A 26,025-nucleotide genomic window follows, 5' to 3' on the forward strand; every position below is an offset into this window, starting at 1 on the left:
GGCCGTGCGGAATGCGGCGGATTCCACCGGGGGAACGGGTGGGGAAAGGTGAACCGATGGCATCCGAGATCGTGGTCATGGGCGGCGGGCCGGCAGGCTCCATCGCCGCGGCGCTGCTGGCCCGGCAGGGCGCGCGCGTGAAACTGCTGGAGCGCGCGCATTTCCCCCGCTACCACATCGGGGAATCCGTGGCGACCTCCTGCCGGTCCATCATCGAACTGGCCGGCGCCCTCGACAAGGTGGCCGAGCGCGGCTACATGGTCAAGGAGGGCCTCCTGCTGCGCTGGGGCGCCGAGCGCGACTGGGTGGTGGACTGGCCCGAGATCTTCGGCACCACCGCCCAGACCTCCTGGCAGGTCGACCGCGCGGACTTCGACGAGGTCCTGCTGCGGCACGCCGCCTCCCAGGGCGTCGAGGTCATCGAGGGCGCCCAGGCCCGCAAGGTGCTCTTCGAGGACGGCCGCGCCGCGGGCGTGGAGTGGACCCACGAGGGTCAGGAGCACACCACCCGCGCCGACCACGTCATCGACGCCACCGGCCGCGCCGGCCTGATCTCCGTGCGCCACCTCGGCAACCGCACCCCGCATGACGTGTTCCGCAACGTCGCGGTCTGGGGCTACTACAAGGGCGGCGAGCTGCTGCCCCGCACCCCCAAGGGCGGGATCAACGTCATCTCCGCGCCCGAGGGCTGGTACTGGGTCATCCCGCTGGCGGACGACGTGTACAGCGTCGGCTTCGTGACCCACCAGGACCACTTCCTCAAGCGCAAGCAGCGGTACGCGGACGTGGAGTCCCTGTTCCTCGACGCGGTGCAGGAGTCGGAGACCGTACGGGACCTGGTGGCGCACGGCGAGTTCCAGCACGACGTCCGGGTCGAGCAGGACTTCTCGTACACGGCGGAGAGCTTCTGCGGGCCCGGCTACTTCCTCGCCGGCGACTCCGCCTGCTTCCTCGACCCGCTGCTGTCGACCGGCGTCCACCTCGCCATGTACAGCGGGATGCTGGCGGCAGCCTCCATCCTCGCGCAGGACGCGGGCGAGGTGACCGAGGAGGAGGCGCTCTCCTTCTACGAGTCGCTCTACCGCAACGCGTACGCCCGCATGTTCTCGATGGTGGCCGGCTTCTACGAGCAGTACCGCGGCAAGGCCACGTACTTCTGGCTCGCCCAGCGGCTCGCCCGGGGCCGCCACCCGGAGCTGATGAACCAGCGCCCCGCCCCCGAGCCGATGCGCTCCGCGCCCGACAGCGAGGCCTTCGCCGCGCTCACGGCCGGTGTCCTCGACCTCGACGACGCGGCGCGGGCGGGCGGCGCGACGCCGCTGCCCCAGGACGTGCTCGCCGCACGGATGTCCCGGCAGCACGACCTCGACAGCCACGACGCGGCCACCGGGCTGTTCCTGAAGACCACTCCGCAGCTGGGCATCGGCCGGGCCGGCCGGGCCGCGGAGACGGCGCACGCCTGAGCCCCCGAGGGCGGTGCGCACGGGTGGGCGGGGCCGCAAGGCCCCGCCCACGACCGGATCGGGGGGTGTCGGCGTACGTCCCCCCAGGGAGAGCGGAGCATCCGGACCCCATGCGGTCAGACGAGTACCTCCACCTCCTCGCCGAGCGCGCCCGCGAGCTCGTGCCGACTGTGGATGCCGAGCTTGCGGTAGATGCGGCCCAGGTGCGTGTCGACCGTGCGCTTGCTGAGGAACAGCTTCTCGGCGACCTCCAGGCTGGAGCAGCCGCGTACGACGAGCCCCGCCACCCGCAGCTCCGCGGGGCTGAGCAGGGTCCGCTCCGGCGCCGGGGCGGTGGACCGGGCCGGGCCCGCCGGCTCCTGCGGCGCGCCGTCGAGGATGGTCTCGGCGGCCGAGACCTCGCCGAGCGCCAGGTACGACTGCGCGGCCTGCGCCCGCCACGTCACGCACGCGGGATTGGTGATGCCGCGCAGCGCGAGCCGGTGCCCGCAGTCCAGGAACAGCCCCACCGCCTCGGCGTGCCGGCCGCGGGCGGCGGCGACCGTGCCGTGCGCCTGCAGCGAGAGGGCCTTGATGAACGGGTGGGCGTCCCCGGCCGACGGCTCGTCGGCCAGCAGCGCCGCCGCCTCGCCGACCTTGCCCAGCACCACCAGGGCACGGGCCGCGCTCGACACCGCCGCGCAGGCCAGTGCCGAGGTGCCCAGCCGGCGGGCCAGCCGCAGCGCGGTCTCGGCGTCGGCGAGTGCGGCGGTCGCCTCGCCCCGCCGGTGGTGGATCTCGCCGCAGATCAGGTGGCCCAGCAGCACGCTGGCCAGGTCGTCGGCCGCCCGCGCGGTGCTGATCAGCCGGTCGGCCAGGACGGCCGCCACGCCCAGGTCGCCGGTCCAGGTCAACGCCAGCGCGGCGCCCACCAGGCCGGCCGTCGTGGCGGGCGCCGCCCCGTCGGCCGCGCCGGCGGGGCCGGCCGCGACCCGCTGGGCCATCCGGCGCGCGGTGCCGAAGCGGCCGCTGGCCGCCGCGGCCGCGGCGAGCGCCCCGCCGAAGGAGAGCGCGGGCGTGTCCCAGGGCACGCCGGCGGCCAGGCGGGCAGCCCGGCGCAGCCCCGACCGGTGCCCGGTCAGCAGGCTCTGGGCGGTCAGCCGCAGCAGGTGCTCGCGCGGCGGCGCGGCCAGCGCGGCCAGCTCCCCGCAGACCCGGACGAAGGGCTGGGCGCCCTCGATGCGGGCGACCAGCGCGGGGGAGGCGAGCCGGGCCAGCGCCTCGGCGCGCCGGACCGGGCCGAGCGGACTGTCGGCGGCCGCCGAGGCCTGCCGGACGCAGGCGTCCAGGTCGCGGTGCAGTTCGACGGCGCCGAGCCGCACGGTCAGGTCGAGAAACGATTCAGCACGCTCCTGCGCGTCCTCGTCGGCCCCGTCGCCCGACTCGTCCAGCAGGGCCAGCGCCCGCCGCAGGTAGCGCGCCGCGGACTCGTGGTCGCCGACGCCGGCCGCCTGGGCACCCGCGCCGCGCAGCACGTCGAGCCCCCACCCGCAGCCCGCCTTGAGCAGGTGCTCCGCGGTCTGCCGGGCCGGCGCGCCCAGCCGGGCCAGGACGGCGGCCGCCCGGCCGTGCAGCTCCAGCCGCTCGTGGGCGGACACCCGGGCCAGGACGGCCGGCCGTACCGCGCAGTGCGCGAACCGGGCGGCCGGGCCTGCCTCCAGGAGCCCGGCCCGGACGAGCGCCTCGCGGGCCTGCTGCTCGTGCACCTCGCCGCGCTGCGAGAGCGCCCCGCACACGGCCGGGTCGGTGTCGGGCCCGAGCACGGCCAGCTGGGTCAGCAGCTCGCTCGCGGCCGGGTCGTCCTCGTCGAGCCAGGCCAGCACGGTCTCCGACAGCGCCTGCGAGCCGATCGGCAGCACCTGGTCCGGGTCGGGCGCGCCCGGCGGCACGTGCGTACGCCGCAGCCGCGTCACCAGGTCGTGCAGGACCAGCGGGTTGCCGTGCGCGAGCGTGTGGCACAGCGCGGCCAGCTCCTGGTCGACCGGGCTGTCGAAGGCGCGGTCCACCAGTTCGGTCGTGCAGGTCTCGCACAGCGGCTCCGGCCACAGGCGCAGCAGGTACGGCAGCGGCCCGAGCTCGTCCGTCACCTGCGCGGCGGCGCTGGCCGGCAGCGTGGCCACCAGCAGGACCGGCAGGTCGTCCAGCCGGCGCGCGATGTAGGAGAACCAGCGCAGCGAGGGCTCGTCGGCGTAGATCAGGTCGTCGACGAGGATGGCGACCGGCCGGTCCACGGCCAGCGACCGGGTCGCGCGCAGCAGCGTCAGCAGCGCCTCGTGGGTGGGCCGGCCCTCCTGCTCGGGACCCGGTACGGGCACGTCGCCGCCGACGGCGCCGCCGAGCACCGGGTCGAAGAGCTGGCTCACCATGCTGTACGGGAACTGGCTCTCGCTGGGATGGCAGCGCGCCCGCAGGACCAGGGTGTGAGGGGGAAGCATCCCGGGAATGGAGTTCAGCAAAGCGGACTTGCCGATACCGCGCGTCCCGTGCACGGTGGCCACGGTCGGGCGTCCCAGGGCGAGTTCGTCAACGGCCTCCCGGAGAAGTGCTGTCTCACGTTCACGGTGGTACAGATCCCCGTTGGGTGAATGCATTGGTTCAATGTCGCATTCCGTAGGGTGCAGATCAAGCCAATGGACGTGACCTCGGGCCCTGTTGGTTCCCGCGGTAACCCTGGTAGCCGGACTGTTCAACTCCGCACCATCCGCCGTACGCCCGACCGCTTCTCGGTACGTACGAATCGCGGCCTACCGATACGTATTTCAGGGTTGCTCTGCGTATCAGGTGAAGCATTTACCCCCGGCTGTCCCCGTGTTTGGGTGGGGAGCGTGATGCCACGTCAGGGCTGATCGTGAGAACAGAGGGGGACAGATGGAAAAGCCGCGGCTCAAGGCCCATTTCCACGTCGAGGTGCTGGACGGGGAGCGGGTCTTCCTCTATGCGGAGGGCCAGGACTACCTGGTGCCCGGCAAGGCGGCCGCGGCGGTGGTGCCGTACCTCGACGGACGGCACACCGTCATGGAGATCGTGCAGGCGCTGGCCGGCACGCTGCCCATCCCCGCCGTGTTCCAGGCGATCACCCGCTTCAAGGCCGCCGGGCACCTGGCCGAGGGCCGTCCGGACCTGCCGGAGGGCACCCTCGCCTACTGGGACGCCCTCGGCGTCGACCCCGCAGCCACCCTCGGCACCGCCCCGGTCACCGTCTCCGCGGCGCCCGGCGTGGACCCCGAGCCGGTCCTCGCCGCCGTGCGCGCGCTCGGACTGGCCGCCCGTACCGGCGCGTTCGACGAGGTCCCCGAGGAGGGCGTGGCCGTCGTCCTCGTCGACGACTACCTCGACCCGGCGCTCGAGCGCCGCAACGAGCTCCAGCTGGCCGCCGCCCGGCCCTGGCTGCTGGCCCGCACCGGCGGTGTCGCCCCGTGGATCGGCCCGTTCCTCGACCCGGACCACACCGGCTGCTGGTCCTGCCTGGCCCAGCGCCTGTCCGGCAACCGGCAGTTGGAGCGCTACCTGGCCGGCAAGCGCGGCGAGACCGTGCCCCGCCACCCGGCCCTCGCCGGCATCGCGGCCGGCCCGCTCGCCGCCGCCGGCCTCATCGCCGCCGAGACCGCGCGCATCGCCGCCACCGGCGAACCCGGCGCCCTGTGCGGGCAGATGGTCACCCTCGACCTCGCCACCCTGACCACCGAGCGCCACCGGCTGATCCGCCAGCCGCAGTGCCGTTCCTGCGGCAACCCGGCCCTGGTCAGCGAGCGCAGCCCGAAGATCGTCCTGGCCCCGGAGGAGGCCCGCCACACCAGCGACGGCGGCTACCGCGTCACCAGCCCCGAGGCCACCCTGGCCCGCCTGGAGAAGCACATCAGCCCCTACCTGGGCGCCATCACCAAGCTGGTGTCGCACACCCCCGAGAACAACACGCTGACCTACAGCTTCGCGGCCGGCCACAACTTCGCGATGGTCAACGACAGCATGGACCTGCTGCGCCGCAACCTGCGCGGGCAGAGCGGCGGCAAGGGCCGCTCGGAGATCCAGGCCAAGGTCAGCGCCGTCTGCGAGGCCATCGAGCGCTACGTCGGCGTCTGGCGCGGCGACGAGCCCGTCCTGCGCGCCGCCTACCAGGACCTCGACCCGAAGTCGGCCGTCCACCCCAGCCGCCTGCTGCACTTCTCCGAGGCGCAGGTCGCCGGCCGCGAGCAGTGGAACCAGGACCCCGCCAACCGGCTGCACAAGGTCCCGGACCCCTTCCCCGAGGACGCCGCGATCGACTGGACCCGCGGCTGGTCGCTCACCCACGACGAGGAGCGCCTGGTCCCGGCCGCCTACTCCTGGTACGGCCACCCGGACCTCAAGGACCACTTCTTCTGCATCGCCGACTCCAACGGCAGCGCCGCCGGCAACACCCTCGAGGAAGCTATCCTGCAGGGCCTGTGCGAGCTCACCGAGCGCGACGCCGTCGCCCTCTGGTGGTACAACCGGCTGCGCCGCCCCGCCTTCGACATGGACTCGCTCCAGGACCCGTACGTCGACCAGCTGCGCGCCTACTACGACGCCCAGGACCGCGACCTGTGGATGATGGACCTCAGCTTCGACCTCGGGATGCCGGTGTACGTCGCCGCCTCCCGGCGCCGCCACAGCGTCGAGGACATCATGGTCGGCTTCGGTGCCCACCCCGACCCGCGCGTCGCCGCCTTCCGGGCCCTCACCGAGCTCAACCAGTTCCTGCCGATGATCGAGAACCGCGACGCCGACGGGAACACCGCCTACCTCGTCGACGACCTCGAGACCATGACCTGGCTGAAGGAGGCCACGGTCGAGAAGGAGCCCTGGCTCCTGCCCGACCCGGACCTGCCCGCCACCAAGGTCGGTCCGCCGGCCGGCTTCGACCTCGCCGCCCGCATCCGCGACCAGGTCGACCGCATCAGGGAGGCCGGTTCCGAGGTCATCGTCATCGACCAGACCCGGCCCGACCTCGAACTCAACGTCGTCAAGGTGATCGCCCCGGGCCTGCGCCACTTCTGGCGCCGGGTCGGTCCCGGCCGGCTGTACGACGCCCCGGTCCGCCTCGGGCTCCTCGACGAGCCCACCGCCGAGGCCGACCTGAACAGCTGGAACGTCTTCTTCTAGAAGCGCCCACCACCCGTCCGACCCGCGGGCCAGGGCTTGCACGCACGCGCCCTGGCCCGCGCCCCTACCCCAGGGCTGGAGCCATGACCAGTACGACCATCAACCCGGGCGGGGCGCCGGAGACCGCTGCCGGCGCGTACACCCTCACCAGCCGGCTGGCCCGGGGCGCGGCCTTCGAGGACGGCCGCATCACCACCCGCTCCGGCGGCTCCGTGGCCCTGAAGCTCACGCCGGGCGCGACCGCCGCGCTGCACGCCCTCGCCAAGGACGACCAGGACGAGGCCGCGGTCACCGCCCACGTCGTGGCCCACGACGGCGAGACGGGCCTGCTGCGCTGGCAGATGCTGCGCGCCCGGCTGGAGGCCGCCGGCCTGCTGGAGCACGCCGTGACCGGCCCCGACGGCTCGACCTTCGCCCGCCTGGTCACCGTGGGCCGCGGCGGCACCACCCTCAGGCCCGCCCCGCGCGGCCCCGTACGCGTCAGCCGGCACGCCCTCCTCCTGCCCGCCGACGGCACCCTCGCCCTGCGCGCCCCCGGCAGCCCGCTCGCCGTGGAACTCGGCACCGCGGCCGCCGCGCTGCTCCCGGCCCTGACCACCTGGACCGACCCGGCCGACCGGGTCCCCGCGCCGCTGCTGCGCCTGCTGGCCACCGCGGGCGCCCTGGCCCCCGGCGGCCCCGACGCAGACCCGGAGGCCGAGGACCGCGGCAGCCTCCAGTGGGACCCGCTCGACCGGGCCTTCCACGCCCGCACCCGCACGCCCGCCAGCGCTCCCGGCTACGGCGGTACGTACCCGCTCGGCGACCGCTTCGCCCCCGAGCCCGTGGCGGCTCCGGTCGGCGACGGCCCCCGGGTCGCGCTGCCCGTACCCGACCTCGAGGAGATCGCCGCCCGGGACCTCACCCTGACCGAGGCCATCGAGCGGCGCACCTCCGTCCGCGCCCACGACCCCGCGGCCCCGATCACGCTCGCCCAGCTCGCCGAGCTGCTCTACCGGACCGTCCGCATCCGCTCCACCTTCACCGGCAGCGACGGCCAGGAGCTCGCGGACCGACCGCTGCCCAGCGGCGGAGCCGTCCACGAGCTGGAGGTCTACCCGCTGGTCACCCGGTGCGACGGCCTGGAGCCGGGGCTCTACCGCTACGCGCCCGACCGCCACGAGCTCGAGCTGGTCGCCGCCCCGGGCCCGGCCACCGGCGCCCTGGTCAAGGAGGCCCGCGACGCGACGATGATGCAGGACGACCCGCAGGTCGTCCTGCTGGTCGCGGCCCGCTTCGGCCGCGTCATGTGGAAGTACGAGACGGTCGCCTACCCGCTCGTGCTCAAGCACGTCGGCGTGCTCTACCAGACCGTCTACCTCGTCGCCACGGCCATGGGCCTGGCGGTCTGCGGCCTCGGCGGCGGCGACACCGCCGCGTTCGCCGCCGCGAGCGGCCGCGACCCGCTGCTGGAGGGCACCGTCGGCGAGCTCGTCCTCGGCAGCCGGCCGCCCGCCGAGCCCGCCGGGGACGCCCCCGCACCGACCACCACCGAGGGCACCAGACCCTCCAACGACGACTGACGGAAGGAAGAGGGGGAAACACCGTGAAGTTCCGCTACCAGGCCCTGCAGCGCAAGCGCGAGCCCGACGAGCTCGACGCCGCCGTGATGCTCGCGGCACCACGCGGCTGGATCGCCGTCTTCGTCGTCCTCATCGTCATGGCGGGCGCCGTCGGCTGGGCCCTGGTGGCCCGGCTCGACGTCACCGTCGACGCGCCGGGCGTGCTCACCCACCCCGGCGGCACCAGCCAGGTGCAGAGCCCGTACACCGGCATGGCCAAGGAGCTGCTGGTGCGCCCCGCCGAGGAGGTCAAGGCCGGCCAGGCCATCGCCCGCCTCACCGACCCGGCCGGACAGGTCCGCACGATCACCAGTCCGTTCACCGGCAAGGTCATCAGCGCCCCGCTCAACACCGGCCAGTACGTCCGCACCGGCGCCACCGTCGCCACCGTCGAACGCACCGACCTGCCCGAGGACCGCCTCGTGGCCCTGGTGTTCGTACCGGCCGAACGGGCGGCCCGGCTGGTGCCCGGCCGGCCCGTCGACCTGTCGGTCTCCACCGCGCCCCCGGCCGCCTTCGGCCTGCTGCGCGGCCGGGTCACCAGCGTCGACCCGTACCCGCTCACCCGCGAGGCCCTCGCCGCCATCGTCGGCGGCGACCTGGCGGTCGACAACTTCGACCACGGCCAGGCCCCGCGCCTCGTCACCGTCGACCTGATCCCCGACGCGGACTCCGCCTCCGGCTACGCCTGGAGCTCCGCCAACACCCCGCCGGTCCGGCTCGGCTCGCAGACCACCGTGTCCGCCTCGATCGAACTGCGCAACCAGTCGCCCTTCGACCTGGTGCTGGGGCGCTGAGCCCATGAGCGACACGAAGACCCGGCCCGCCGGGACGACCTCCCGCCGCGAGGCCCGCCGCCGCAAGCGGGGCGCCGCCCGCACCCGCCGCTGGGCCCGCCGGCGCGCCCACCGCGTGCCCACCGTCCTCCAGATGGAGTCGGTGGAGTGCGGAGCCGCCAGCCTGTCGATGATCCTCGCCCACTACGGCCGGCACGTCCCGCTGGAGGAGCTGCGCGCCCTGTGCGGCGTCTCCCGCGACGGCGCCAAGGCCAGCTCCGTGCTGGCCGCCGCCCGCTCCTTCGGGATGGTCGCCCGCGGCTTCCAGGCCGAGACCGACCAGCTCGCCGAGAAGCTCCGGACCGGCCCGGTCATCATCTTCTGGGCCTTCCAGCACTTCATGGTCGTCGAGGGCATCACCACCCGCTTCGGCCGCACCCAGGTCGCCGTCAACGACCCGGCCGCCGGCCCCCGCCTGATGGAGTGGTCCGAGTTCGACTCCGGCTACACCGGCATCGTCCTCACCTTCGAACCCGGCCCCGACTTCACCCGCGGCGGCCGCCGCAGCTCCACCGCGGCGGCGCTCATCGACCGCCGCCTGCCCTCCGGGCGGGCCCTGCCGCTGGTGCTGCTGGCCAGCCTGCTCCTGGTCGTGCCCGGCATCGTCGGCGCCGCGTACTCCCGGGTCTTCGTCGACCGGGTGCTCACCTCGGACTCGCCCACGGCCGTGCTCCCGCTGGCCGCCGCGATGGCCGTCACCGCCCTGATGGTCTTCGTCCTGACCTCCGTGCAGCAGCACTACCTGCTGCGCATGGAGATCCGCACCGGCCTGGTGGCCTCCGCACGGTTCTTCCGGCACCTGCTGCGGCTGCCCATCGAGTTCTTCCTGCAACGCCGCCCGGCCGAGGTGGCCAAACGCGTGGCGAGCAACGACACCGTCGCGATGATCCTCTCCCGCGACGTCGCCGCCACCACCATCAACCTCGTCCTGGTCGTCTTCTACGGCGGCCTGATGATCCGCTACGACGTCCTGCTCGGCGTCCTCGGCCTGTCCACCGCCGCGCTCAACGTCCTGGTCCTGCAACTCGTCGCCCGCTCCCGCAAGGACGCCGTCGACGCGCTGCGCGCCGACCGCGGCAACCTCGTCGGCACCACCTTCGCCACCCTCTCCACCATCGAGTCCGTCAAGGCCACCGGCGCCGAGCCCGACGCCTTCACCCGCTGGGCCGGCTTCCTCGCCAAGGTCACCACCGCGCAGCAGCGCCTCGGCCAGACCACGGCGGTCCTGACCGTGCTGCCGCCCCTGCTGGCCGTGGTCAACATCGGCGTCCTGCTGCTCGTCGGCGGCCTGCGGGTGGCCGACGGCGCGCTGAGCATCGGCATCCTGGTCACCTTCCAGACCCTGCTCGCCGCCCTCAGCCGCCCGGTCACCCAGCTCACCAACCTGGGCAGCCGCCTGCAGGACATGAACGCCGACCTCAAGCGCATCCACGACGTCGAGAAGTACCCGCAGGCCCGCTGCTTCGAGCCCGGCCGCGAGCGCCCGGACGACGACGCCCCGGTGGGCCGGCTCGGCGGCGAACTCGCCCTGCGTGACGTGACGTTCGGCTACGGCCCGCTGGCCGACCCGGTCGTCACCGGCCTCACCCTCACCGTCAGCCCCGGCTCGCGCACCGCGATCGTCGGCGGCTCCGGCAGCGGCAAGTCCACCGTCGGCCGCCTCGTGACCGGCCTGTACGAACCGCGCTCGGGCCAGGTCCTGATCAGCGGCCGGCCCCGTGACGAGGTGCCCCGCACCGTCCTGGCGGCCTCCATGGCGTACGTCGACCAGGACGTGGCCCTGTTCGCCGGCACCGTGCGCGACAACCTGACCCTGTGGGACGACACCGTCCCCGACGAGGTCGTCCTCGCCGCCCTCCAGGACGCCGCGGTCTTCGACGAGGTCATGTCCCGCCCCGGCGGTCTCAACGCCCGCGTGTGGGAGCACGGCAGCAACTTCAGCGGCGGCCAGCGCCAGCGCCTGGAACTGGCCCGTGCGCTCGCGGCCCGCCCCACGCTGCTCGTCCTCGACGAGGCCACCAGCGCCCTCGACCCGGCCACCGAGCGCACCGTCATGGACAACCTGCGCCGCCGCGGCTGCGCCTGCCTGATCATCGCCCACCGGCTGTCCACCGTCCGCGACGCGGACGAGATCATCGTCCTCGACCGCGGCACGATCGCCGAACGCGGCAGCCACGACGAACTCCTCGCCGCCCAGGGCCCCTACGCCGCGCTGTTCGAGTCCAGCCGCTCCGAGGAGAAGGACACACTATGACGACGCCCCTCGCCGCGGCCGCGCCGGCGCGGACCGTGTGCCTCGACGACCCCGGGACCCTCCTGTACGTGGAGTCGGGTGCGGCCGACCTGTTCGCCGTGGACCGCGGCCCCGACGAGGCGGCCGACCCGGGCTGCGAGGTGGACGAGGGCCACGGCCGGCGCTACTTCCTGTGCCGGGCCGAGGCCGGGATGCTGCTGGTCTGCGGCACGGCGGACGACAGCCGGCACACCGTCGTCGCCCGCCCCGTCCTCGACGCCCGCCTCACCACCCTGCCGCTGTCCCTGCTCGACGAGGTCCGGCAGGGCCGGGCCACCCTGCCCCAGCCCGCCACCGGCGGCGCCGGAATCGACCACGCCCGCGTCCTCGACGGCCTGACCGCCGGGCTCACCGCCCTCGCCGAGGCACTGCCCGGCGCCCTGCCGCCCCGCCAGTTCACCTCCCTGGCCACCACCGGCAGCACGGAGCTCGACGCCGGCGGCGTCGCCCGTTCCGTCGACGGCGTGCGCTTCGTGCGCGTGGAGTCCGGCCTGCTGGAGCAGGGCGACCCGGCCACCGAGGGCGCCGCCCCCGGCGCCGACGCGGACGCGGGCACGGGCGCACTGGCCCCGGTCGGGCCCGGCGCCGAGCTGGTCCTCACCGAAGGGGACTGGCTGCGCGCCCGGGAGACCTCCCGGCTGGCCACCGCCTCCCTCCTGGACCTCTACCGGCAGGGCCGGCTGACCGCCGCGCTCACCGAGCACGCGGCCCGGCTGCGCGCCACCGTCGACCACCGCATCGCCCACCACCGGGCCCGCGAGCGCGCGGAGCTGGCGGCCCGCCGGGACCAGGACGGCAAGGTCCTCGCCCTGGCCGTCCGCAGCTTCGACGCGGTCCTGCACGACACCGGCACCCGGGTGCGGCTCGCCGACGTGGCGGCCGACCCGCCGCTGCTCGCCGCGGTGCGGCTGGTCGCCTCCCGCCAGGGCTTCTCCGTCCGTCCGCCGGTCCGCGGCCGGGGCCGCGGCCGGGTCGTGGACGACCTGCGGGCCATCGCCCTGGCCTCCGGCTTCCGCACCCGCGGCATCCGGCTGGAGGGCCGCTGGTGGACCAGCGACCTCGGTCCGCTCCTCGGCTACCACGTCACTGGCCGGCCGGTCGCGGTGCTGCCGCTCGGCCACGGGTACGTGATGGTCGACGACGGCGAGGTCGTCCCGCTCACCTCCGAGACCGCGGCCCGGCTGCGGAACACGGCCGTGGCCCTGTACCGGCCGCTGCCCGACCGGGTGCGCGACGTCCGCGGCCTGCTGCGGTTCGGCTTCTCACCGTCCCTCGGGCACGGCCGGGACCTGGCCCGGTTCGCCGCCACCGGCGTGCTGGTCGCCCTGCTGGGGCTGATCATCCCGGTGATGACCGGCAAGGTGCTCGCCGAGTTCGTGGCCGACGCCGACCGCAACCTGATCGTGCAGGGCTCGCTCGTCGTCATCGGCTCCGGCCTGGTGACGGCCGCCCTGTCCGTCGTGCAGAACCTCGCGGTGCTCCGCCTGGAGAGCCGCTCGGGCGCCGCCATGCAGGCCGGCCTGTGGAACCGGCTGCTGTCCCTGCCCGCCGCGTTCTTCACCCGCTACTCCACCGGCGAGCTGGGCACCACCGTGCTCGGTGTCACCGCGGCCCAGGAGCTGCTCTCCGGCATGCTCACCACGGCCACCCTCGCGCTGCTGACGGGCCTGGCCAACCTGGTGCTGGTCTTCTGCTACGACCTGACGCTGGCCTTCGTCGCCACCGGCCTGACGGCCGTGGGCATCGGGTTCGCCGCGGTCGCCGGCCGGCTCCAACTGCGCTGGGCGAGGCGCGAGTACGTGCACGAACAGGCCATGTCCGCGATGGTCTTCCAGATGCTCACCGCCATGCCCAAGCTCCGGGTGGCGGCGGCCGAGGAGCGCGCGTTCGCCGAGTGGACCCGGCTGGCCGCCCGCGGCCACGGCCTGTCGGCGCGGGTGCGCCGGGTGCAGAACTCCGTGACCACCTTCAACGCCGGTTTCCCGCTGGTCTGTTCGGCCGTGGTGTTCGCGGTGACGGCGGGGCCGCTGCACGGCGAGGTGCCGCTCGCCACGTTCCTGCCGTTCTTCGCGGCCTTCAACCTGCTGCTCTCGGCGGGCCTGCAGTTCACCGCCTCCGCCGTCACCGCGGTGGGCACCGTGCCCATGCTGGAGCGGCTCGCGCCGATCCTCGAGGCGGAGCCGGAGAACGACGGCACCAAGGTCGACCCCGGCGACCTGTCCGGCCGGATCAAGGTCTCGCACCTGTCGTTCCGGTACGGCCAGGACGGCCCGGTCGTCCTCGACGACATCAGCCTCACCGTGCACCCGGGAGAGTTCGTGGCCGTCGTCGGGGCCTCGGGCAGCGGCAAGTCCACCCTGCTGCGGCTGCTGCTGGGCTTCGAGTCCCCGCTGTCCGGCAGCGTCCTGTACGACGGCCAGGACCTGGCCGAGCTCGACGTCTCGGCGGTCCGCCGGCAGTGCGGCGTGGTGCTCCAGAACGGCGCGCTGCAGGCCGGCGACATCCTCGCCAACATCGTCGGCACCAGCGGCCACACCCTCGACGACGCGTGGGCGGCGGCCGAGATGACCGGCCTGGCCGACGACATCCGGGCCATGCCGATGGGCATGAACACCGTCCTGTCGGAGGGCACCAACACCCTCTCCGGCGGCCAGCGCCAGCGCCTGATGATCGCGCGGGCCCTGGTGGCCCGGCCCCGCATGGTCTTCTTCGACGAGGCGACCAGCGCCCTCGACAACCCCACGCAGGGCCTGGTCGCCGAGAGCACCCGGCGGCTGAACGCCACCCGGATCGTCATCGCGCACCGGCTGTCCACCGTCGTGGACGCCGACCGCATCGTCGTCATGGACCGCGGCCGGATCGTCCAGCAGGGCACGTACGAGGAACTGATCGCGGACGCCGACGGCGTCTTCGCACGTCTGGCGGGCCCTCAGATGTCCTGACCGACAAGGCAGTCGGTGACGTCCGCAATCCGGCGTACCGTACCTCGAGGCCGGTTGCGGATGAGATGATCCGACCGGACCTCACATGTCCACCCCCCGTGCCCACGGCGCTCCGACCGGCGCCGGGCACCTCACGAAGAGCAGGGAAACCATGTCGCAGGCTCCCAAGTCCGCCCTCTCCAACCTCAACGTCGTGCTGCCCATGGTGTACGCGGCGGCCATCGTCGTCTCCGCCGCCTTCGGGAACGGCAAGGTGACCGGCGTGGTCGCCGCGGCCGGGGGCATCCTGCTCGGCGCGTTCTACGCCTTCCGCGGCCGCAACCGCGACTCCGGCGTCTGACGGGTGGCTCCGCGCCGCGCGGCGCGCCCGGCGGGTCCCGACGGCGGGTCCGCGGGGCGTGCTCGGCGCGCGGCGGGCCCTACGGCCGTGTGACGCGGACCTGGTAGGCGCCCGTACGCAGCTGGCCGACGACCGAGACGGAGATGCCCGCGTCGTCGTCCTGGAAGGTCTCGCCGGGCGAGAAGGTCGCGTCGGACAGGTCCGCGTGGACGTTCGGCCGCCGGGTGCAGCCCCCGCTGCCCCGGGTGCTGTCGGAGACGGTGACGGGGCCGTGGCCGGTGTCGACGTCGGAGTCCACCTTGTAGATCAGCACGCCGGGCTTGCACACCTCCTCGTCGTTGCCGGCCGGGGTGCGGACCTCGATCGCGTACCCGGCCTTGTCGGAGACCGGTACGAACGCCAGCTTCTTGCCGCCCCCGACCGCCAGGGGCGAGAGCACGTGGTCGCTCACCCCGGGCTTGGAGGCGCAGCTGATCTGGCTGCTGTCGAGCCAGCCCAGCTTCCACTTGTGCCAGCCCAGCAGGTCGTTGTTGGCGCCCCAGTCCTCGCTCATGATGTCCCAGTGGCCGACCGCGCCCCCGCCGTCCGAGGTGTAGAGGTCGGGCAGCCCGAAGACGTGCCCGTTCTCGTGGGGGAGGACCCGGAAGCCGGTCTCCCGGTACGAGCCCGAGCCGTCGTCCTGCCGGCTGTAGACGAACGACGTGTTCGCCAGCGGCACCCCGTCGGCCACCGGCGCCTCGGCGTTGCCGGAGAAGGTCACGGAGAGCACGGTGTCCAGCGCGGAGGGGCCGGCGTTCGGGGTCACCAGGACGTTGACCAGGTCGTACCGGCTGAAGTCCACCGCGGGGTCGGCGGCCGCGATGATGTGCTGCACCAGCTGCCGGTACCCCGGGTCGTACGCGGAGCCGCGCTCGATCCCGTACGCGGCGAACGGCATCGGCATCCGCAGCCAGGTCCGTATCGGCGCCTCGGCGCGGTAGACGAGCCGCCCGTACGAACTGGTTCGGAACCAGTTCGCGGTCTGCGGGAAGAACTCGGCCAGCCGGTCGGCCGCCGCGCCCTCCCCCTTGGCGTCCGGGAAGTCGATCATCAGGTTGAGGGCCCGGACCTCGCCCGTGGAGCGCGCGTACCCGGGGGCGGTGGGCAGCCCCTCCGACATCTGCACGCCCATGGCCCCGGAGATCCGGCAGGGCGCGAGCCCGGCCTCGGCCTGGGCAGCGGAGACCGGCCCGGAGGCGGAGTGGGTGCGGGAGCTGATACCCGTGCTCGCGGTGGCGGTGACGCCGAGGGCCAGCGCCGTCAGGCCGATGTAGGCCCTGGTGCGGCGGTGCCGGCATATGCCGTGACGGGTGTGCGCCATGCGATCGCCCTCGGGGTCCCGGGGCAGCCGGCCTGGCCCGGGCTGCACTCTGTGCGATCACCCTCTGCCGGGACGCCGGGGGACGCTCGCCGGGGGAGGCCGAACGAGGAAGGCCTGTGACTCAGGTCACACAACAGGATGAAATAACCGGGGAGGCTCTCCCCGTTTGCATCTACGTCGCCGGAAAGCGGGGACGCTCTCCCCGCTTCGGCGGGACGGGGCCCGGCCGCCGAAGGCCGGACGGAACGAGGGAAGCAGGGACCGTGATGGGCGCGACACACGTGATCGACACGACGGGCACCGCCCGGCGCGTGCCGCGCCCGCGCGCCGACGCCGTGCGCAACCGCGAGCGGATCCTCGCCGCGGCCCGCGAGGCGTTCGTCGAGCACGGCGCCGACGCCGCCCTCGACGACATCGCCCGGCGCGCCGGGATCGGCAACGCCACGCTGTACCGGCACTTCCCCGACCGCGCGGCCCTCGTCCACCACGTCGTCCTCTACGTGATGGACCAGGTCGCCGAGCGGGCCGAGGAGGCGCTGGCGGGGGAGTCCGACTCCGCCGCCGCCCTGGACCGCTTCGCGCACGCCGCCACGGACGAGCGGATCGGCGCCCTCTGTCCCATGCTCTCCGGGGACTTCGACCACCTGCACCCCGAACTGCTCGCCGCGCGCGACCGGTTGGAGGTGCTGGTGACCGAGCTCATGGAGCGCGGGCAGCGGGACGGCTCGATCCGGCCCGACGTGGCGGCCGGCGACCTGATGATGGCGCTGTCCCAGCTCAGCCGGCCGCTGCCGGGCACCGCGTGCCTGCAGGTCGACCGTTACACGCACCGCCACCTCCAACTGTTCCTCGACGGCCTGCGCGCCCCGGCGCGCACCGCCCTCCCGGGGGCACCGGCCACCCTCGACGACCTCAGGAAGCACCGGACGGACACCGGTTCCTGACGGCCGACGTCACAAACCCCGCGCCTGAGGCGTCTTCTCTTCACGGACACCTCCGGCACGCGGCCCAGCACGTCCCGCACGCCAGCACGCCAGCACACGGAGCACGTCCCGCAGGACCCGCACGTCCGCACAGCAGTCACGCCGGCGCGTCAGGCGAGCCGGCGCCCCAGCTCCACCGAAACGTCAGGTACACCAGCCCGGCCGCCGCGCCGTCCGGGCTGCCACGCATCACGAACGGGGAACCCCATGCCCAAGTCCGCCGAGTCGGCGGCGCTCGTCCAGCCGACGGCCGATCCGAGCCGTTGGAAGGCGCTCGTCTTCATCGCCCTCGCCCAGCTGATGGTCGTCCTCGACGCGACCATCGTGAACATCGCACTGCCCTCCGCCCAGCAGGACCTGGGCATCTCGGACGGCAACCGGCAGTGGGTCATCACCGCCTACGCCCTCGCCTTCGGCGGTCTGCTGCTCTTCGGCGGCCGCATCGCCGACCTCTGGGGCCGCAAGAACACCTTCATCACCGGCCTCCTGGGCTTCGCCGCCGCCTCCGCACTCGGCGGCGCCGCCACGGGCGAGGCCATGATGCTCGGGGCCCGCGCCCTCCAGGGCGCCTTCGGCGCGCTGCTCGCGCCGGCCGCCCTGTCGCTGCTGGCCGTCATGTTCACCGACGGCAAGGAGCGCGCCAAGGCCTTCGGCATCTACGGTGCCATCGCGGGCGGCGGCGGTGCCGTCGGCCTGATCCTCGGCGGCTTCCTGACCGAGTACCTCAACTGGCGCTGGACGTTCTTCGTCAACATCCCGTTCGCGATCGTGGCCGCCGTCGGCGCGTTCCTCGTCATCCGCGAGCCCGTCGGCGCCCGCAACCGTTCCTCCCTCGACATCCCGGGCGTGGTCCTGTCCACGCTGGGCCTGGTCTCCCTGGTGTACGGCTTCACGCGCGCCGAGTCCGACGGCTGGACCGACCCGGTGACGCTGGGGCTGTTCGTGGCCTCCGCCGTGCTGCTGTTCGCGTTCGTGTGGACCGAGTCCCAGGTGCGCTCGCCGCTGCTGCCCCTGCGGGTGATCACCAACCGCAACCGCGGCGGCGTCTACCTCTCGCTGGGCCTCGCGGTCATCTCGATGTTCGGCCTGTTCCTCTTCCTCACCTACTACCTGCAGGTCGTGAAGGGGTACTCCCCGGTCAAGACCGGCTTCGCCTTCCTGCCGATGATCGCGGGCATGATCACGGGCTCGACCCAGATCGGCGCCCGCCTCATGACCCGGGTCGCGCCCCGCTACCTGATGGCGCCCGGCTTCCTGCTCGCCTCGCTCGGCATGCTGCTGCTGACCCAGATCGAGGTCGGCTCCTCCTACCCGGCGCTGATCCTGCCGGCCCAGCTGCTGCTCGGCCTCGGCATGGGCACGGCCTTCATGCCGGCCATGTCGCTGGCGACCATCGGGGTCGACCCGGCCGACGCCGGTGTCGCCTCCGCCATGGTGAACACCTCGCAGCAGGTCGGCGGCGCGATCGGCACCGCCCTGCTGAACACCATCGCCGCGTCCGCCACCACCGAGTTCCTGGTGTCGCACGCCGCCGAGGCCTCGCACGGCAAGGAGGCCGCGATGGCGGTCCAGGCCCAGGCCATGGTGCACGGCTACTCGTCCGCGATCTGGTGGGCGGTCGGCATCCTGGTGACCTCCGCGGTCATCGCGTTCACCTTCATCACCACGGGTCGCCCGCAGCCGGGTCCGGCCGTCGCCGGTTCGGACGGCACGGGTGCGGACGCCGAGACCCCCGTCCCGGTCATCGCCCACTGACCTCGCGTCCTCCACGGACCCGGGCCCCGGTCGCGCACCCCGCGCGACCGGGGCCTTCCCGTACCGGCCCCTGAGCCGCACCCATCAGTTCAAATTCGAACGAAAAACTCCTTCAAATTTGAATCACTCGGGGGTACGCTCGAAGCATGACCACGCCCAGCCCGGCCCGCATGCCCGCCCTGTACCTGAGCCACGGCGCCCCGCCCCTGGCCGACGACCCGGTCTGGCCCGGCGAACTCGCCGCCTGGTCCGCGGGCCTGCCCCGCCCGCGCGCGATTCTCATGGTCTCCGCCCACTGGGAGGAGGCCCCGCTCGCCCTCGGCGCCGTCGAGCCCGTTCCGCTCGTCTACGACTTCTGGGGCTTCCCCGAGCACTACTACCGCGTCCGGTACGACGCCCCCGGCGCGCCCGAGCTCGCTGAGAGCGTGCGCAAGCTGCTGCGCGCCCCCGGTACGCCGGTGCAGGACATCCCCGACCGGGGCCTCGACCACGGTGCGTACGTCCCGCTCGTCGAGATGTACCCCGACGCCGACGTCCCCGTCCTCCAGGTGTCCATGCCCACCCTCGATCCGCAGGCCCTGATGGACATCGGCCGCCGACTGGCCCCGCTGCGCGACGAGGGCGTCCTGATCGTCGGCAGCGGCTTCTTCACCCACAACCTGGCCGCCCTGCGCCACGCCGGCGGCGTGCCTGGCTGGTCGGCGGAGTTCGACGCGTGGGGCCGCGAGGCGCTCGCCGCCGCCGACGTCGACGCCCTCCTCGACTTCGAGCACCGCTCCCCGGCCGGGCGCCTCGCCCACCCCCGCACCGAGCACTTCGCCCCGCTGTTCGTCACCCTCGGCGCCGCCGAGGCCGCCGGCGACCTCACCGCCCACCGCGACGTCATCGACGGCTTCTGGATGGGCCTCGCCAAGCGCTCGCTGCAGTTCGGCTGACGCCCGCCCCGCTCACGCGGGGGCGTTCCGCGCGGGCCCGGTGATCTCCTCCCCGATCACGAAACCCTTGGCGGGGCCTTCCGGGATGGCGACCTCACGTCCGAACTGGGTTCGCACCTCGCCCGTGTAGTCGGCCCTGCCCAGGTCGGGGGCCGTGAGGATGCTCACGGTCCCGTGCCCGTCATAGGCGTCGATCAGCACGTAAACGGGAATGCCGGCCCGAGCGTAGGCGCGACGCTTGCGAACCCTGTCGCGGGTGGTGCTGTCGTAGCCGGGGGAGACCACCTCGACGACCGTCTCCACGGCCGACGCTTCGGTTGCGAGGTCGGCCTCACCGTCGACCTCCTCCAGATCCTCCAGTGCGACGAACAAGTCGGGAATCCAGAGCTTCCGTTCGTGTACGACGTTGCCGTCGTGGTAGGTCACGTACTCGGTCGGCTCCAGGAACTTCTCCAGGGCTCGGCGCAGTCGGTTGATCACTTGCATGTGTGATCGACGACCCGTGGGTGACACCTCGATGGACCCCTCGATGATCTCGGCGCGGAAGCCCTCGGGGAGTTTCTCGACGGCAGCCTTCCATGCCAGCCACAGGGCCTCGTCGAGATCGCTTTGGGGCATTTCCACCTCCGGAGCCTCATGGGCGAGAGCGGTCATGGGTGCAACACCTCCTCCTCAAAGTCTGGGCGTCGGCGGCCCGGCGGCACAAGCGACGCCCTGACGCTAGGGAAAAGTCGCCGCATATGCCGGAGGGATGTCCCTCCGTCATCCGCAAGGGTGGCTCGGACCGACGTTCGGGCAACCGGAGGGGGCGGGGGAGCGTCTTCGGGGGTGTAGGTGTGACCTCGTGGACCGTGAGGGGCCCGACGGGGTGGTGACGGGGGTCTCGGCGGGTCGCCCGCCGCGGGTGCGGACCGTGCGGCCGTCCGTCGCCCAAGGGGCCTGACCTGCGGGTCCGTACCCGACGACGGAGTCGGGCGCAGGCGATCGCGGGGCGCGGCCGGGCAGGATACTGCAAGATCGCGAAATTCGGGACGCCGCGTGGGAATTCTGTCCCGATTGCAGTCGTTGTTTCCTTCGGATGCGGGGCGCTCGCGAGAGAGTCCCGACAGCCGCACGAGCCACACCGCGACCGAACTCATCGCAAGGGAGCACGCATGGCAACCCGCGCCGTCGCCCGTCGTCAGTCCGACACGGCCAGCACCGGTACGTCCGGCACCGTCCGCGCCGTCAGCGGGGAGATCGCAGACCGCGACCTGGTCGGCATGTACCTGGACGAGATCGCGCGCACCCCGCTGCTCGACGCCGCGAAGGAAGTGGAGCTCTCGCAGATCATCGAGGCGGGCGTGTTCGCCCGGCAGATCCTCGACGGCGAGCTGGAGAGCACCTCCGCAGGCGCCACGCGCGAGGAGCTCCAGCAGCTGGCCGCCGCCGGAGACCGGGCCAAGGAGGTCTTCATCCGGTCCAACCTGCGCCTGGTCGTGGCGGTGGCGCGCCGCTACCCGCGCAGCGGGCTGCCCCTGCTCGACCTCATCCAGGAGGGCAACGCCGGCCTGGTCAGGGCCGTGGAGAAGTTCGACTACACCAAGGGCTTCAAGTTCTCCACGTACGCCACCTGGTGGATCCGCCAGGCCATCACCCGCTCCATCGCCGACCAGTCCCGCACCATCCGGCTCCCCGTCCACCTCGTCGAGGAGCTCGGCCGGATCCGGCGCGTGCAGCGCGAGTTCAACCGCGAGCACGGCCGTGAGCCGGAGCACGCGGAGATCGCCGCCGAGCTCGGCTCCACCGAGCAGCGGGTGGGCGACGTCCTCGACTGGGCCCGCGACCCGGTGAGCCTCAACATGTCCGTGGACGACGAGGGCGAGACCCAGTTCGGCGACCTGCTGGAGGACACCTCCGCGATCTCGCCCGAGCAGTCGGTGCTCTCGCTGCTGCGCACCGAGGAGCTCGAGGACCTGATCGGCAAGCTCGACGACCGCACCGCCTCGATCATCAAGATGCGGTACGGCATCGACGACGGCCGGGAGCGCACCCTGACCGAGGTCGGCAAGGAGCACGGCCTGACCCGCGAGCGGATCCGCCAGATCGAGAAGCACGCGCTGCTGGAGCTCAAGCGGATGGCCCGCGACACGGGCTTCGACGCCGCCGCCTGATCCCGCGGGGCGCCCGCCCGGTCCGCGGGCGCCCGCCCGCCGGTCCAGTCCCGGCCCGTACGCGCCCCCCGCTCGTAGGCGCTTCCCGGCTCCGGCCGGCGTACCCTCACGCCCCCGGCGCGGCGTCCGCGCCGCCCGCCACCGCCGCGGCGGTGAGGCGGGCGCCGAGCACCGCGGCGGCGTCCGCCAGGACCGCGGGGGAGCGCACCGCGAACGGCACGCCCGCCAGCGCCAGCCGCATCGCCACCCAGTCGGGCTGGTCGGACGTCGTGAACCGGAGCCGGCTGCGCCCGGGGTCCCCGGGCTCCGGCTCCGGCGTGCCCACCCAGTACGGCACCACAGTGGCCACCCGCTCCGCCGGCGCCTCGAAGACGACCTCCGCCCCGTACGGCGCCTGCCCCCGCCCCGACCGCATCGCCCGCTCCACGAACGCCAGCGCGTCCCCCATGGGCAGCTCCCGCGCCGCGAACCGGGCCCCCGTCCCGAACGGCTCGCGCACCCGGTCCACCCGGAACGTCCGCCAGTCCGCCCGCTCCAGGTCGTACGCCACCAGGTACCAGCGGCGCCCCGTCGAGACCAGTCGGTACGGCTCCACCAGCCGCTTCGAGCTCCGCCCGTCCCCCGCCTCGTACGCGAACCGCAGCCGCTCCCGCCCCGTCGCCGCGGCCGCGATGGACGTGAGCGTGTGCGGATCGATGCTCGCCCCGTCGCCGCGCGACAGCGCCGACGTGGCGGACTGCAGGGTGCTCACCCGGTGCCGCAGGCGCGACGGCAGCACCTGCTCGAGCTTCGCCAGGGCCCGTACGGACGCCTCCTCGACCCCCTCGATGGCGTGCCCGGCGCCGGCCCGCAGCCCCACCGCGATCGCCACCGCCTCCTCGTCGTCCAGCACCAGCGGCGGCATCGCCGCCCCCGCCACCAGCCGGTATCCGCCGACGGCACCCTTGGACGCCTCCACCGGATATCCCAGCTCGCGCAGCCGGTCGATGTCCCGCCGGATGGTGCGGCCGCTCACCCCGAGCCGCTCGGCCAGCTCGCTGCCGGGCCATTCCCGGGGCGTCTGCAGGAGGGACAGCAGGGTCAGGAGGCGTGCGGGGGTGTCAGTCATGGACCCATTCTCGCGGTAAATAGGTCACGATCTGGCCTACTGCCGGGCTAGCGTTCCTCCCATGACCAGCACCCAGAAGGAACAACAGCCCGCCGCGCCCGGGCCCGACCGCGATCCCGCCGACCCCATAGCCCCCTCCGCCGACCGGCGCCGCTGGTTCGCCCTCGCGATCGTCATGACCGCGGCGTTCATGGACCTCGTCGACGTCACGATCGTCAACATCGCCCTGCCCAGCATGAAGGCGGACATGGCCGCCTCCGACACGGCGATCCAGTGGATCACCGCCGGATATGCACTGGCCTTCGCCGCCGCCCTGATCACCGGCGGCCGTCTCGGTGACATCTACGGGCGCAAGCGCCTTTTCCTCGTCGGCATCGCCGGCTTCACCGCCGCGTCGGCGCTGTGCGGCCTGGCCGCCAACCCCGAGATGCTCGTCGCCTCCCGCCTCCTGCAGGGCGGCATGGCGGCCATGATGGTCCCGCAGGTGCTGGCGATCATCCACGTCACCTTCCCCGCCGAGGAGCGCGGCAAGGTGTTCGGCATGTTCGGCGCGGTCGTCGGCCTCGGTGCCGTCTCCGGCCCGATGCTGGGCGCGCTGCTCACCGAGTGGAACCTCTTCGGCCTCGAGTGGCGCCCGATCTTCCTGATCAACCTGCCCGTCGGCATCGCCGGCCTGCTGCTCGGCGCCAGGTTCATCCGGGAGTCCAAGGCCCCCGTCGCGCTGCGCCTCGACCTGGTCGGCGTCGTCCTGGTCAGCCTGGGCCTGGTCATGCTGATCTACCCGCTGACGCACGGCCGCGAGGCCGGCTGGCCGACGTGGGGCTTCGTCTCGATGGGCGCCACGCCGCTCGTCTTCGCCGCCTTCGTCGCGTACGAGAAGTACAAGACCCAGAAGGACGGCTCCCCGCTGGTCGAGCTCTCGCTCTTCCGCATCAAGAGCTTCGCGGGCGGCATCGCGGTCCAGCTGACCTTCGGCATCGCGACCGGCATCTTCTTCCTCTGCTGGACGCTCTACATGCAGCTCGGCCTCGGCTGGACCCCGCTGCACGCCGGTCTGACGGGCATCCCGTTCTCCCTGGCCGTCTCGGCCGCGGCCGGACTGTCCGTGCAGAAGCTCGTGCCGCGCTTCGGCCGCGGGGTGCTGCAGGCCGGTGCGCTGGTCATGGCCCTCGGCGTGCTGCTCTACATCTGGGAGGCCAACCGCTACGGCCTCGAGATCGCCTCCTGGCAGATGGCGCTCCCGCTGGTCGTCATGGGCGTGGGCATGGGCCTGATCGTGGCGCCGCTGACCGACGCCGTGCTCTCCGAGGTGCCGCGCGAGCACGCCGGCTCCGCGTCCGGTCTGATCAACACCACGGGCCAGATGGGCAACGCGCTCGGCCTCGGCCTGGTCTCCGTCGTCTTCTTCACGATCGTCGACGACCGGCTTCCCGAGGCCGACCCCGCCCTGGCCTTCACGGACGCCTTCCAGAACGCGCTGTGGTACGTCATCGCGGTCCTCGCCCTGATCTTCGCGGTGATGTCCTTCCTCCCCCGCCACCAGCGACGCCCCGCCCCCGAGACGGCCGACGCCCCGCTGGACACCGCGGACGCCCCCACGAAGGTCCCGGCGTAACCCTCCGGGCGCCCCGCGCCCACCCTCCCCGGGGCTCCGCCCCGGACCCCGCGCCTCGAACGCCAGCGAGGCTGGTCCTGCAGCCCCACCGCCCCGGACATGCCCGGGGCGGATGCAGAACCCAGCCCGCGCGGCGTTCGAGCGCACCCGGCGCGGAGCGCCTGGGGTTTTCGGGCGGAGCTCGGCGAGCCCGGGTTGCTGGTCGCTGAGCGGGCGATGCCAGCCCGCGCGGCGTTTGAGCGCACCCGGCGCGCAGCGCCCGGGTTTCCCGGGCGGAGCCCGGCGGGGCGGCGTCTGTGGTCGCAAGCCACAGTTGCGACCGGCACGGGAGCCGCACACGCATGATCCTCACCGTCACGCCCAACCCCTCCCTGGACCGCACCTACGAGGTTCCGGCCCTGACCCGCGGCACCCTGCACCGCGCCACCGCCGACCGGGTCGAGCCCGGAGGCAAAGGCGTCAACGTCTCCCGCGCCGTCGCCGCCGCGGGCGGCCGCACCATCGCCGTCCTCCCGCTCGGCGGCGCCCCCGGCGCGCTCGTCGGGGAGCTCCTCGGCGCCCAGGGCATCGACGTGACCGCGGTGAGCATCGCCGGCAACACCCGCTCCAACATCGCCGTCGTCGAACCCGACGCCACCCTCACCAAGATCAACGCACTGGGTCCGGAGCTGACCCCCACCGAGGCCGCCCTGCTCCTCGACAGCGTGCGCGCCCAGGCGCCCGCCGCGGACTGGATCGCCTGCTGCGGCAGCCTGCCGCGCGGACTGCCGCAGGAGTGGTACGCCGACCTCATCGCGGTCGCCCACGACGCGGGCGCCCGCGTCGCACTGGACACCTCGGGCCCCGCGCTGCTGGCGGCCCTCCCGGCCGGCCCCGACCTGGTCAAGCCGAACGCGGCGGAGCTCGCCGAGGCGGTCGGCCGCCCGCTCGCCACCGTGGGCGAGGCCGCACAGGCGGCCCGCGAGCTCCGGCACCGGGGCGCCCGGGCGGTGCTCGCCAGCCTCGGCGCCGCCGGGCAACTGCTCGTCGACGCGACGGGCACGTACTACGGATACGCCCGCGTGGACGCCGTCCGCAGCGTCGTCGGCGCCGGCGACGCGGCCCTGGCCGGCTTCCTGCTCGCGACCGCCGCGCCGGCCGCCGGGACCGCCGCGCCGGCCGCCGGGACCGCCGCGCCGGCCGCCGGGACCGCCGCGCCGGCAGCCGCGACCGAGGCCACCGCCGCGACCGACGCCGACGCCGTCGCCGGGACCGACGCCGGGCCCACCGGACCGGGGCCGGGCTCCGACCCGGCGGCCGCACTCGCCTCCGCGCTCGCCTCCGCCCTCGCGCACGGCGCCGCCGCGGTCGGCCTGCCGGGCAGCGCGATGCCCACTCCCGCCGACCTCGACCCGTCCGCGGTCACCGTCGTGACGCCCCCGGACGACATCCCCGCGGACCGCCCCCTGGACCACTGACCCGCACCGGCACCCGGGCCCACC

General features: G+C 73.8%; 17 protein-coding genes. 13 read left to right on the plus strand and 4 right to left on the minus strand.

What is annotated here, in order from left to right; genetic code table 11:
• Positions 1 to 56: 56 nt before the first annotated feature.
• Entirely contained in the window at positions 57 to 1,463 is a 1,407-nt protein-coding gene (locus IF43_RS0128535) for an NAD(P)/FAD-dependent oxidoreductase (protein ID WP_037890457.1), read from the plus strand.
• 116 nt (positions 1,464 to 1,579) lie between these two features.
• On the opposite strand, the gene IF43_RS43605 is transcribed toward IF43_RS0128535, so the two are convergent.
• Entirely contained in the window at positions 1,580 to 4,093 is a 2,514-nt protein-coding gene (locus IF43_RS43605) for a LuxR family transcriptional regulator (RefSeq protein WP_078910527.1), read from the minus strand.
• A gap of 277 nt (positions 4,094 to 4,370) precedes the next feature.
• On the opposite strand from IF43_RS43605, the gene IF43_RS0128545 reads away from it, so the two are divergent.
• The 6 genes from IF43_RS0128545 (at position 4,371) to IF43_RS0128570 (ending at position 14,635) form a co-directional block, all read left to right on the plus strand.
• Positions 4,371 to 6,623 (plus strand): TOMM precursor leader peptide-binding protein, encoded by a 2,253-nt coding sequence (locus tag IF43_RS0128545; RefSeq protein WP_030206994.1) that lies wholly within the window; start codon positions 4,371 to 4,373, stop codon positions 6,621 to 6,623.
• An 83-nt stretch (positions 6,624 to 6,706) separates the two neighbouring features.
• Positions 6,707 to 8,185, plus strand: a complete 1,479-nt coding sequence (locus IF43_RS0128550) for a SagB family peptide dehydrogenase (protein ID WP_051796360.1) — start codon at positions 6,707 to 6,709, stop codon at positions 8,183 to 8,185.
• A gap of 23 nt (positions 8,186 to 8,208) precedes the next feature.
• Positions 8,209 to 9,021: an HlyD family efflux transporter periplasmic adaptor subunit gene (locus IF43_RS0128555; protein WP_030207001.1), complete on the plus strand. Its 813-nt coding sequence runs from the start codon at positions 8,209 to 8,211 to the stop codon at positions 9,019 to 9,021.
• Positions 9,022 to 9,025: 4 nt separating this feature from the next.
• Complete coding sequence (locus IF43_RS0128560; protein ID WP_051796361.1) at positions 9,026 to 11,314, plus strand: NHLP family bacteriocin export ABC transporter peptidase/permease/ATPase subunit; 2,289 nt, start codon at positions 9,026 to 9,028, stop codon at positions 11,312 to 11,314.
• Entirely contained in the window at positions 11,311 to 14,295 is a 2,985-nt protein-coding gene (locus IF43_RS0128565) for an NHLP bacteriocin export ABC transporter permease/ATPase subunit (RefSeq protein WP_051796363.1), read from the plus strand. Before IF43_RS0128560 ends, IF43_RS0128565 begins: the two co-directional genes overlap by 4 nt.
• Positions 14,296 to 14,446: 151 nt before the next feature.
• The gene (locus tag IF43_RS0128570; RefSeq protein ID WP_158939541.1) at positions 14,447 to 14,635 is read left to right on the plus strand and encodes a hypothetical protein; all 189 of its coding nucleotides are present in this window, start codon (positions 14,447 to 14,449) and stop codon (positions 14,633 to 14,635) included.
• A gap of 79 nt (positions 14,636 to 14,714) precedes the next feature.
• On the opposite strand, the gene IF43_RS0128575 is transcribed toward IF43_RS0128570, so the two are convergent.
• Positions 14,715 to 15,995 (minus strand): M6 family metalloprotease domain-containing protein, encoded by a 1,281-nt coding sequence (locus IF43_RS0128575; protein WP_030207013.1) that lies wholly within the window; start codon positions 15,993 to 15,995, stop codon positions 14,715 to 14,717.
• A 266-nt stretch (positions 15,996 to 16,261) separates the two neighbouring features.
• Here IF43_RS0128575 and IF43_RS0128580 point away from each other — a divergent pair, with 266 nt between their 5' ends.
• From IF43_RS0128580 to IF43_RS0128590, 3 genes are all read left to right on the plus strand, one after another.
• A complete protein-coding gene (locus tag IF43_RS0128580; protein ID WP_030207017.1) occupies positions 16,262 to 16,939 on the plus strand; it encodes a TetR/AcrR family transcriptional regulator in 678 nt (225 codons plus the stop codon).
• 246 nt (positions 16,940 to 17,185) lie between these two features.
• Positions 17,186 to 18,733 (plus strand): MFS transporter, encoded by a 1,548-nt coding sequence (locus IF43_RS0128585; RefSeq protein WP_030207020.1) that lies wholly within the window; start codon positions 17,186 to 17,188, stop codon positions 18,731 to 18,733.
• A 146-nt stretch (positions 18,734 to 18,879) separates the two neighbouring features.
• Positions 18,880 to 19,668 carry a dioxygenase gene (locus tag IF43_RS0128590; protein ID WP_030207027.1) on the plus strand — a complete coding sequence of 263 codons (789 nt, stop codon included), beginning with the start codon at positions 18,880 to 18,882 and terminating at the stop codon, positions 19,666 to 19,668.
• A gap of 12 nt (positions 19,669 to 19,680) precedes the next feature.
• Here the strand turns inward: IF43_RS0128590 and IF43_RS0128595 are convergent, their stop codons facing one another.
• Positions 19,681 to 20,322, minus strand: coding sequence for a Uma2 family endonuclease (locus tag IF43_RS0128595; protein ID WP_030207028.1), 642 nt, complete (start codon positions 20,320 to 20,322; stop codon positions 19,681 to 19,683).
• Between the two features lie 500 nt (positions 20,323 to 20,822).
• Between IF43_RS0128595 and IF43_RS0128600 the strand changes: the two genes are divergently transcribed.
• Positions 20,823 to 21,821 (plus strand): RNA polymerase sigma factor RpoD/SigA, encoded by a 999-nt coding sequence (locus IF43_RS0128600; protein ID WP_030207029.1) that lies wholly within the window; start codon positions 20,823 to 20,825, stop codon positions 21,819 to 21,821.
• A gap of 106 nt (positions 21,822 to 21,927) precedes the next feature.
• Here the strand turns inward: IF43_RS0128600 and IF43_RS0128605 are convergent, their stop codons facing one another.
• On the minus strand, positions 21,928 to 22,929 hold the full coding sequence (locus IF43_RS0128605) for a YafY family protein (RefSeq protein ID WP_030207032.1): 1,002 nt from the start codon (positions 22,927 to 22,929) through the stop codon (positions 21,928 to 21,930).
• A 175-nt stretch (positions 22,930 to 23,104) separates the two neighbouring features.
• Here IF43_RS0128605 and IF43_RS0128610 point away from each other — a divergent pair, with 175 nt between their 5' ends.
• A complete protein-coding gene (locus IF43_RS0128610) occupies positions 23,105 to 24,544 on the plus strand; it encodes an MFS transporter (RefSeq protein WP_234332572.1) in 1,440 nt (479 codons plus the stop codon).
• Between the two features lie 341 nt (positions 24,545 to 24,885).
• Positions 24,886 to 26,001, plus strand: coding sequence for a 1-phosphofructokinase (gene pfkB, locus IF43_RS37025; RefSeq protein ID WP_037890459.1), 1,116 nt, complete (start codon positions 24,886 to 24,888; stop codon positions 25,999 to 26,001).
• The last annotated feature ends 24 nt before the right edge of the window (positions 26,002 to 26,025 follow it).

The sequence above is a fragment of the Streptomyces sp. NRRL S-87 genome, assembly GCF_000719335.1.
Classification (GTDB): domain Bacteria; phylum Actinomycetota; class Actinomycetes; order Streptomycetales; family Streptomycetaceae; genus Streptomyces.